General features: G+C 47.8%; 7 protein-coding genes. 1 reads left to right on the top strand and 6 read right to left on the bottom strand.

The annotated features are described in order from the left end of the window. The 5 genes from J7J01_07995 to J7J01_07975 form a co-directional block, all read right to left on the bottom strand. Nucleotides 1-903, bottom strand: coding sequence for a metallophosphoesterase (locus J7J01_07995; GenBank protein ID MCD6210807.1), 903 nt, complete (start codon nt 901-903; stop codon nt 1-3). Between the two features lie 61 nt (nt 904-964). Continuing rightward, the gene (locus J7J01_07990; protein MCD6210806.1) at nt 965-2,146 is read right to left on the bottom strand and encodes an NAD(P)/FAD-dependent oxidoreductase; all 1,182 of its coding nucleotides are present in this window, start codon (nt 2,144-2,146) and stop codon (nt 965-967) included. 49 nt (nt 2,147-2,195) lie between these two features. Continuing rightward, nucleotides 2,196-3,410: a hydroxymethylglutaryl-CoA reductase (NADPH) gene (gene hmgA, locus J7J01_07985; protein MCD6210805.1), complete on the bottom strand. Its 1,215-nt coding sequence runs from the start codon at nt 3,408-3,410 to the stop codon at nt 2,196-2,198. Continuing rightward, nucleotides 3,392-4,222 (bottom strand): 4-hydroxy-tetrahydrodipicolinate reductase, encoded by an 831-nt coding sequence (locus J7J01_07980; GenBank protein ID MCD6210804.1) that lies wholly within the window; start codon nt 4,220-4,222, stop codon nt 3,392-3,394. Before J7J01_07980 ends, hmgA begins: the two co-directional genes overlap by 19 nt. Before the next feature lie 32 nt (nt 4,223-4,254). Then, nucleotides 4,255-5,178: a fumarate hydratase gene (locus J7J01_07975; GenBank protein MCD6210803.1), complete on the bottom strand. Its 924-nt coding sequence runs from the start codon at nt 5,176-5,178 to the stop codon at nt 4,255-4,257. A 100-nt stretch (nt 5,179-5,278) separates the two neighbouring features. On the opposite strand from J7J01_07975, the gene J7J01_07970 reads away from it, so the two are divergent. Beyond that, nucleotides 5,279-6,910, top strand: coding sequence for a phosphoglycerate dehydrogenase (locus tag J7J01_07970; GenBank protein ID MCD6210802.1), 1,632 nt, complete (start codon nt 5,279-5,281; stop codon nt 6,908-6,910). A 19-nt stretch (nt 6,911-6,929) separates the two neighbouring features. Here J7J01_07970 and J7J01_07965 read toward each other — a convergent pair whose 3' ends face one another. Then, complete coding sequence (locus tag J7J01_07965; protein MCD6210801.1) at nt 6,930-9,695, bottom strand: HAD-IC family P-type ATPase; 2,766 nt, start codon at nt 9,693-9,695, stop codon at nt 6,930-6,932. Between the last annotated feature and the right edge of the window lie 223 nt (nt 9,696-9,918).

Below are 9,918 nucleotides of genomic sequence, written 5' to 3'. Positions count from 1 at the left end.
TCACCATATTCGTGCTGCAGTTCGTACCAGTGCGTGTGCATCCATTGGCTCGTCTTCGCATGATATATCAATGCTCAGATATGCAGCACGTGTATTGAAGTAAGGAGGACCTTTTCTTGAGAATATGGTCAGGACTTTACCGTTTTGACGTATTTGGACTCCTTCGCATGGTTCATGGCTCCTTATCAATGTCTTAACACCCATTATTCGTAGCCCATGCGCTGTAATATCCTTGCCAAACATCATGCCCACACCGCGCATGGAATCGAAGTAGCCGTTACCTTCTATCGGGTCGTTCCAGAGTATCTCAGCAAAGATAGGCGATGAGGGAGTGGCATATTCGATATCCTGGATAGAGGTCACATTTACCGGTATTCCACCATGCAACATCAGGTATTTACCTTCCACGAGTGCGCAATGTGGCAAACACTCCCATAGCTCCCTTATCTTGCTATATATTTCGGCACTTCCGGCACCGAATCGGCGATTGAATATGAGGGGCAGGTCGTGCGGCATGACTGGCAGGTTCGGGGGTCCCTCGTGATTGCCCCGGAGCATTATTATCCTGCTTCCATACTTAACTTTCAACTTCAAGGTCAGATAATAAACTTCTGCACTATTCGTACCACGGTCTCCGTAATCACCGAGGAACACAATTCTATCGGCATCCATCACTTCAGACCCACTTAATATATGAATGAGGCTTTCCACATCGCCATGTAAATCCCCTACAACAACTATGCGGTTCACAGTCTGTGGTGAGATGCGAACCATGCCACTTGCAGCTCTCAATTCCTTCTCATGCTTTAATATCTGCTTTGATGCTTCGATAAGTTGTAAGAAATCATCTGCGGATGCTCTAAACGCATCTCTCAGCCATCTCTCTTCTATCTTTATCTCCATCCCTCTTTTCACGATTATTTCGGCGAATGAAGAATGAAGAATGAATAATCTTGATATATATCTATAAAATTAGCTTAGTCAATTCAATCAATCGCTTGGGATTGCGCTTTATTAGTTCGAGCAGCAGAGCTCTGGTAGATAATTCCTTCAGATTTATGCCCTGTAGAGAATGGGCGAGTGTATTGAGGTCATCATCGGATAGCCGGAAGAAGAACTCTTTTGCTTTTAGTGCTGTCTCCAGCCGTTTTCCGAATTCGCTCCTGCATCTGTTATCGTATTCCTTGAGTCTATCCTCAGAGGTATCACCTTCATGTATCGCCTTCGCTATCACATCGCCCGCTATCTCCGCTGCCTGCAGTGCATACAGGATACCGCCTCCGGTGAGGGGGTTAACATGCCTTGCAGCATCACCGACCAGAACGAGCCCATCTGAGACACTCTTACGGAGCGGTCCACTTAGCGGTACGGCGCCATAAATCTCAGCCATTACTTCGCCGGCGGGGAACTTATCATGCACAAAAGCCCTGAGGTAATCTATTGCTCGGTGCTTATCCTTTGATACATCACCACCTATTCCAAGACCCACATTGGCACAATTTTCTCCTTTCGGGAATACCCAGGCATAACCCCTCGGTGCAACTTTCTCACCAAGAAAGAATTCAGAGAACTCCTCTTCTATTTCTATATCGCACATAAGGTATTCGGCACAGATACATAACTCAGAGGGCTTCAAATGTGTATTAATGCCTGCCCATCTGCCTATCTTTGATTCCACGCCGTCGGCACCGACGATGATGTCAGCATAGATGCGCGTATTTCCATCCATGTCGCGTACATATACGCCTTTTTTATGATTGCCATCCATGATGATGCCATAAGCTTCTGTCTTGACCCGTACCTCAGCACCTGCACTGGCTGCTTCGGTTGCAAGGGCTTTGTCAAACTCCTTACGGTCAAGCACATAGCCTACTTCTTCCATCTTAGAACCCGAGAGGGTGACCTTCGTGCCGTCCGGGCTGTATATGTTGGCGCCTTTAACTTCAGCACAAATCCATCTCCTGTCTGGCTGAATGTACCGCTCCACAGCGTTACTAACACCTTCGGCACAACACACAGGCACACCAATTTCCTGTTTTCGGTCGATTAGAAGGACTTCCAATCCCTGACTGGCTACGGTTCTCGCTGTTACACTGCCTGCAGGCCCTGCACCCACAACAACCACATCATATCTCTCCTCTTTCATCTCCTACTCATCCCCATCATCATCCCATTATTGCTTCTGTCTGTTTTATTTATCTGTTCAATCGTTGATGCGCCTCTGCGAGATGTCTCGCACTCAGAGCGCCTATAAGAGATATCTCTCCGGCAAGCACCGCAGCAGCGGTGATCTCTGCGAACTTCGCCGCATTTGCGCCCGGCGGGTTGCCCGAACCTTGTACACCAAGCATAGCCAGTGCTTCCTTTTGCGTGCCCAGAGCAGTCCCACCGCCCACCGTGCCCACCTGTAACGAAGGTATAGTAACAGAGCATAGAAGGTCTCCCTCAGTGGTGAGTTCGGTGGTGGTGAAGCCCTGTGAACCCTCAACCACATGAGCAGCATCCTGACCTGTGGCGATGAATAGCGCGGCGATGACGTTGGCAAACTGCGCATTGAACCCGTAAGAGGCAGCTAAGGCACTCCCTATCCAGCACTTTCGATATACCAGTTCAACCATCGCCTCTGGTGTGGTCTTCAATACCTCTGTTACCGCTTCACGGCTCAGTAGTGCTTCTGAAATTACCGTCTTACCCCTGCCCATGAGCAGGTTCAATGCCGAAGGTTTCTTATCCACGCACACATTACCGCTGAGCGATACATGCTCCAGTCCCAATTCGGACTCTAAAAACTTGATAACCGCATCAGTAGCGATTGTAGCCATATTCATGCCCATAGCATCACCGGTTTTATAAACGAACCGCATGAACAGGTTACGACCGATGAGCCAGCTCTGAATATCAGCCAGGGTTAAGAATCGTGAAGTTGATTCTGCTATCTCCTTCACCCTCGCACGGTTATGGTTTATAAATTCAAGAGCATCACGTGCATGAGCGATATTTCGTGCCTTTAATACCGGAGCACGTGCCATACCGTCATGCAAGATGAAAGAGAGGGCGCCACCTGACCTGTTTATTGCGGAACAACCCCTGTTGACAGATGCGACAAGAGCTCCTTCGGTCGTTGCGAGCGGGATATAGTAAGAGCCACTGGCATAGTCCCCTCTGACCTGAAGGGGACCAGCAACACCCATGGGTACCTGTGCAACGCCAATGAGATTCTCTATGTTCGCCTTCTCCGCTCTCTCAATGTCAAGTGAGAACTTACTTATATTGATTAACTTCTCACCGGTGAGGATTTCAAGAGCATGTCGCCTCAATTCCACCGCCATGCTACGCTCAACATACTTATCCAGCTCATGGAACTTCAATTCCCCTTTTACTATCTTATCAATCAGTTCTTGCTCTTCCATACCAGTTCACGCATCATGTCCCCCATTGTATATAGTCCGCACTCCTCTTTCGTGCTTATCCATTCGATGGCTTTTAATGCGCCCTGAGCGAAGGCTTCACGGCTGTTAGCCCTGTGTGTCAGCTCTAACCGTTCCCCTATGCCTGCAAACAATACTGTATGGTCACCAACGATGTCGCCTGCACGAACCGCATGTATACCAATCTCCTCCTCAGTTCTCTCACCGGTCATGCCCTGCCTGCCATAAACGAAGTGTTCTTCGCCTGTGCCTGTGTCCATGCCCATATAACGAGCGATGATCTCCGCTGCTTTCTTCGCTGTGCCACTTGGTGCATCCTTCTTATGCGCGTGATGCATCTCTATGACTTCCGCATGGTAGTGATAGGGTTGAAGAAGCTTCGCTGCCTCACCAACCAGCCGCCAGAAGATATTCACTCCGATGGAGAAGTTAGGTGAGATAATGGCAGGTACGGTATCCTTTATAGCTGCTTCAATCTCGTCAAACTGAGCATCAGAGAAGCCTGTAGTGCCAATAACCAGCTTGACTCTATTACGAGCAGCGACTTTTACGTTCTCTACCGCAGCATCGGCGTTCGTGAAATCAACGAGGACAAGAGGCTTTACTTCTTTCAGTACCTCATCCATCTCTGTCGGGCTCGATATCTCCACCCCTGGTGCAAGCTGAGTGCCAATACCCGCGTGGTCGAAGCCTGCTACTAACTCCATAGCCGGGTTAGCCACGATACTCTTCACCATCTGAGAGCCCATTCGCCCTCTTGCTCCTGCCACGGCAACACTTATTCTCATACTCATGGTAATATTAGATTATCTGTTGCTGTTATAGATTATAGATACTCTACCGTACCGTCAGGATATATCCTCGCAGACGCTTTACGGGCAGACCAGCACTGGAAGTTAATCGCAACCGGGAGACTTGTGATATGAGTATCAGCGGTTTTTATGTGGAGGTCAAGCGCTGTAGTTTTACCGCCCAGCCCCATAGGACCCACACCCAGGCTATTCACGGCATCCAACAGCTCACGCTCTATTCGCGCAATCTCTGCATCATGGTGTCGGGAGCCAACAGGGCGTAGTAACGCAGCCTTTGCGAGCCACATCGCCATATCTGCCGAGCCACCTATGCCAATACCGATGATTGTGGGCGGGCAGGGTTTACCCCCTGCACTGAGTACTGCATCTAGTACAAAATCCTTCAGCTCTCGCTCAAGCTCCTGCCCCTGACCCCGCACGGGCGTTAGCATTTTGAATTCACTCACGTTCTCAGAACCGCCGCCTTTCGGGAATGCAGTTATCTCAAGCCCCTCTATCTCCGTATCCGCAACTTCGTAATTCACATGCGGTATACCGTTGCCTGTGTTACCTTCTCCTTTCCTTGTTATTGGGTCCACCACGTTCGGTCGCAGGGGGATTGCCTCTGTTGCTTCCTTCACACCCGCTCTTATACCACGCTCGATATCCACAAGTGAGATATTATCACAATGACCGAGCCTAATAAAGAAGAGAGGAATGCCCGTATCCTGACATAAAGGTCTATGGAGTTCTTCTGCGAGTTTTACATTCTCAAGCATTGCCTTCAACTGCACTCTTGCTATCTCGTCCGTCTCCTCGTGGTATGCACGAGCTAATGCTTCTTTTACATCTCCCGGCAAGCTCGTTTCAGCCTTACTCAAGATTGTTACCGTTACTTCCTTTATCAATTCTTCGGTGATCATCAACCTGCAACTGCAACCATCAGTGCGTCTATGCATCTATTAATTCTAATCCACAACATATACATATTACATATTTTACTTATCCTCATTTGTTATAAATAGGCATAGAGACAAACAGGAGCAATGAGTATGAGCAATGGAAGAGAAAGAGAACAAAAGGGCTGAGACTAAGATATTAATAACAGACCATATCTCAGAGGAGGGTATAAGGAAGCTGCGTGAGTTTGGAGATGTAGAAATTCAGGTGGGAGTGAGCGAAGAGGAGTTAAAAGCTCGTATTGCGGGTTATGATGCCTTAATTGTACGCAGTGGTACGAAAGTGACGAGAGAGGTGATAGAAGCAGGTACCAAGTTGAAGGTGATAGGTCGAGCGGGAGTAGGAGTGGATAATATAGATGTTGACTCGGCGACGGAACGGGGGATAATGGTGGTGAATGCTCCGGGTGCAAATACGATATCGGCAGCGGAACATACCATAGGAATGCTGCTCAGCCTATCGAGGAAGATACCCGCTGCAAATCAATCGTTGAAATCAGGTGAATGGTCAAGGAAGAAGTATATGGGGGTAGAGGTGAACGGTAAGGTATTGGGCATAATAGGATTAGGACGAGTGGGCGGAGAAGTAGCGAAGAGGGCAAAAGGGCTTGGGATGCGAGTTGTCGCTTATGACCCTTTTATATCACAGGAGAAAGCAGGTGAGCTTGGTGTTTCACTCATGGGCTTCTCTGAAGTCCTATCTATTTCTGATTTCATCACAATTCACACACCATTGATGAAAGATACATATCATCTCATCGGTAAGGACGAGTTTGAAAAGATGAAAGAAGGTGTTAGGATTATTAATTGTGCTCGTGGCGGTATAATAGATGAGAATGCACTGGTAGAAGCGATAAAGAGTGGCAAAGTAGCAGGTGCTGCCCTTGATGTCTTTGAACAGGAACCACCACCTATGGATAGCGATTTACTCAAGCTTGATTCGGTTATAGTCACACCACATTTGGGCGCGTCAACGGAGGAGGCACAGAGAGCTGCTGCTATTGTCATTGCGGATGAGGTGATAAGAGCACTGGAGAATAAACCGGTGCGAAATGCAGTGAACATGATATACGTGGAAGAGGAGTTAATGGGCGTGATAAAGCCGTATCTGGTACTGGCGGAGAAGCTGGGGCGACTGAGTGCACAGCTCATGCCAAAGACCAGTCGAATAGAGGCGTTTAATGCTTCGTACGAGGGTGAGCTAGGGGTAGCGAGCATGGATACGAGGTTAATTACCGGAGCGATGTTGAAGAGTTTTCTATCGTGGTTCACCGATGGGGTGAATTATGTGAACGCATGGGCGATAGCGAGGAAATTTGGGATAAAAGTTACAGAGAGCAAGAGCGAGGAGGTTGAGAACTTCTCATCAATGATCACACTGACACTGAGAACACGTGGTGATGCCGGAGGTGGACTAAGCAAGACAGTTTCAGGTACGCTATTTGGTAAAGGGGACATCAGGATAGTGGGATTGGATAACTATCGCATAGATGCTTCCCCCTCTGGCTTCATGCTCATCTGTTCCTTTATTGATAAGCCGAGAGTGATAGGACCTGTTTGCACTATCCTGGGTGACCACAATATAAATATCGCGGGTATGCAGGTTGGACGTGAGAAGGTAGGAGGCAAAGCGGTCATGGTACTAAATGTGGACAGCAGCGTCGGTATAGAGCCGATAGAAGAGATAAAGAAGGTACCTAATATCATAGATGTGAAATTGGTAAGGCTGTAGCAGTTGTAACATTCATCATTCATTTCTTCAATCGTCTCGTCAGGAACTTCTCGAACTCTATTATGAAGAACATCGGAAGTGCCACTAAAATCATAAGAATCCACCACCCGGCAGGTAATGGCATAGTTCTAAACGGGTTAATGCCGAGTAATGGTAGGGCATAGATTATTGTAAGTTGCAGTCCGAGTGCTACTGCGACACCGATGATGACCCATTTGTTTGAGAACGGACTGAAACTGAATGCCGATTCGGTTATTGACCGTGCAGTGAAGAGGTAGCAGATATGAACCAGCATTATAGTAGTGAATGCCGCGGTTTGCGCCCGCGTCAGTTCCATAGGGGAACCAGCGTGTATGCCATAGTAATAATATATCGCGAATCCAGCAAGTGCCATTACCAGTGATACAATCCCAACCTTCTTGAAGAAAGGGCTATCAGTTAGTCGCTCCTCAGGGCTGCGGGGCGGTCTTTCGAGCAGTCCCTTCTCCTTTGGCTCCTTGATAAGGGGCAGTGCGAGCACCACGGCATCCACCAGATTTATCCACAGGATTTGCACAGGCTCGAGTGGTAGCCTGCCTCCGGAGAGAGGATTGAATAGTGGTATGAACGGTGCCAGCAGTATAGCGCCCAATATCAGCATGGTTTGACCCCCATTTGTGGGAAGTGTGTAAAGAATGACCTTCCGAATGTTCTCAAAGATATGTCTACCCTCCTCCACCGCAGCAACGATGCTGGCGAAGTTATCATCGGTAAGAATAATATCGGCAGCCTCTTTGCTCACTTCGGTCCCTGTTATTCCCATTGCTATCCCAATATCAGCAGCTTTCAATGCTGGTGCATCGTTCACGCCATCGCCCGTGGCGGCGATAACATGCCCCCTCCTGCGTAACTGCTCGATTATTCTGAACTTATGTTCCGGTGCAGCACGAGCATAGACCGAGACATTATCTACAACTTCGTATAATTGGTCATCACTCATCCTTGATAGCTCCTCGCCAGTCAGCACGTCATCCGTGTTTATTCCTAACTGTCGTGCAATCGCTCTTGCAGTCTGCTCATGGTCTCCGGTGACCATTACTACTCTGATTCCCGCCCGCGTGCATCGCTGTATAGCCCATATTGCTTCCTCCCTGGGCGGGTCCATCATCCCCTGGAGACCAAGGAACGTCATGTCAACCATATCCTCGGGGTTGAGCGTATGCTTATCTTTCGACACGGGCTTATATGCCATAGCCAGAACTCGCAGAGCTTCTCCTGCCATCTCTTCTGCTTTAGCCAGTATCTCTTTCTTCTCCTCCTCCCGTAGAGGTCTGTTGGTGCCGTTTACCATCTGTTTTCGGCACATCTTTAATATTCGCTCCGGCGAGCCCTTCACATAGATCACATTATCCTTATCCTTACCCTTATCCGTGATACCTTCGTGTAGAGTTGCCATGTACTGCTGTTCAGCCATAAAAGGTATCTCGTCGAGTTGTGTGAAGCGTGTGGATGTGGATGTGGTAATACCGGCTTTGATTGCAGAGACAAGCAAAGCAGCTTCTGTGGGGTCACCTATGATATCATAACCTCCTTCTTCATTCATAACGAGCGAGGCGCTATTACAAAGGAAACCAGCTCTTAAAGTCTCTATCAGCTCTTTACTACCCTGTTCCGGGTTAATCACTCTATTATCAAGAATGAACTCGCCCGAAGGTTCATAGCCCACACCGCTCACCCTGTACTCTTTCCCACCACTATATATCCTTGATACGGTCATCTGATTCATTGTGAGAGTCCCTGTTTTATCGGTGCAGATAACAGTAGTGCAGCCGAGGGTTTCTGCGGCAGGTAATCGTTTTATAAGCGCGTTTCTATGTGCCATCGCGGTTACACCGAAGGCTAAGTTTATGGTCATTATAGCAGGTAGCCCCTCAGGTATCGCAGCAACCGCTAAGGATACCGATGCAAGAAAGGAATACACAATTGGAAACCCTAATAATACACCCAGTAAAAAAGCAATAGCTGCTATTATTACGATTGCAATGACCAACAAGCGTGTGAAGTCCGCCATCTTCTGCATTAATGGGGTGGTGATCTTTCGTGTCTCCTTCATAAGTTTCGCGATTCGCCCTATCTCCGTATGTTCCCCAGTTGCCACTACTATGCCACGTCCAGAACCCCGTGTGATGAATGTACCACTGAAAGCGATACAACGCTGATCGGCAGGAGCTACATCTGCCTTAGGGATTGGTGCAACATCCTTTACTACTGGAACTGATTCACCCGTGAGTGTGGCTTCATCAGCACTCATGTTCTTTGTGTAGAACAGTCGCAAATCCGCGGGCACTCTGGCTCCCTCTTCTAATAGAACTACATCACCAGGAACCAATTCACGTGCAGGTATATTCTTCTTATTGCCGTCTCTGAGCACGGTGCACTCAGGCGTCATCATCCCTTTCAGCGCTTCCACCGAACCCTCTGCCTTTCCCTCCTGAACGAAACCTATTATAGTATTAGCTAAGACCACAGCAAGAATAACCGCAGTATCTATCCACATATTCCAGATGCCGGTAATGATAGCAGCAGCGAGCAGGATGTAGATCAAAGCGCTGTGGAACTGCATAATAAACCGTGCGAGTATGCTTCGCTTCTTAAATTTCAACTCGTTATAACCGTATATCTCGAGCCTTGCTTTTGACTCACTGGTGCTGAGTCCGTCAGGGCGTGATCCAAGCGCTTCAAAAACCTCGTCCACAGGCAGTTGATACCATCGCTTCTCTTTAGCTTTATAATTATAATCTTGCATTGAAGTGATCATAGTGGATTACTAAAAGTAAAGTTAAGTGTCTCAGATTAGAATGATAAAAACCTTTCTTTCAAAAAGAAAGCTTTACCAAAGAAATATTATACTTGTATACTTTACAATACAATAAAAAGAAGTGAGCGTTATATATAACAGGATAACAGGAGTTTCTGGGCTTATTTCCCCTTCACGTTCTCTAATTTGTAATCTCCGTGTTCATCCACCT

This window comes from Methanophagales archaeon (genome assembly GCA_021159465.1).
Classification (GTDB): Archaea; Halobacteriota; Syntropharchaeia; order Alkanophagales; family Methanospirareceae; genus G60ANME1.
Note: the sequence above shows the minus strand (reverse complement) of the source record. Positions and strands in the feature narration are given on the sequence as shown.

What these genes read in the sequence shown, in the direction of transcription:
- J7J01_07995 (MCD6210807.1), bottom strand. Translation starts at nt 903, where the DNA reads ATGGAGATAAAGATAGAAGAGAGATGGCTGAGAGATGCGTTTAGAGCA.
- J7J01_07990 (MCD6210806.1), bottom strand. Translation starts at nt 2,146, where the DNA reads ATGAAAGAGGAGAGATATGATGTGGTTGTTGTGGGTGCAGGGCCTGCA.
- hmgA (MCD6210805.1), bottom strand. Translation starts at nt 3,410, where the DNA reads ATGGAAGAGCAAGAACTGATTGATAAGATAGTAAAAGGGGAATTGAAG.
- J7J01_07980 (MCD6210804.1), bottom strand. Translation starts at nt 4,222, where the DNA reads ATGAGTATGAGAATAAGTGTTGCCGTGGCAGGAGCAAGAGGGCGAATG.
- J7J01_07975 (MCD6210803.1), bottom strand. Translation starts at nt 5,178, where the DNA reads ATGCATAGACGCACTGATGGTTGCAGTTGCAGGTTGATGATCACCGAA.
- J7J01_07970 (MCD6210802.1), top strand. Translation starts at nt 5,279, where the DNA reads ATGGAAGAGAAAGAGAACAAAAGGGCTGAGACTAAGATATTAATAACA.
- J7J01_07965 (MCD6210801.1), bottom strand. Translation starts at nt 9,695, where the DNA reads ATGCAAGATTATAATTATAAAGCTAAAGAGAAGCGATGGTATCAACTG.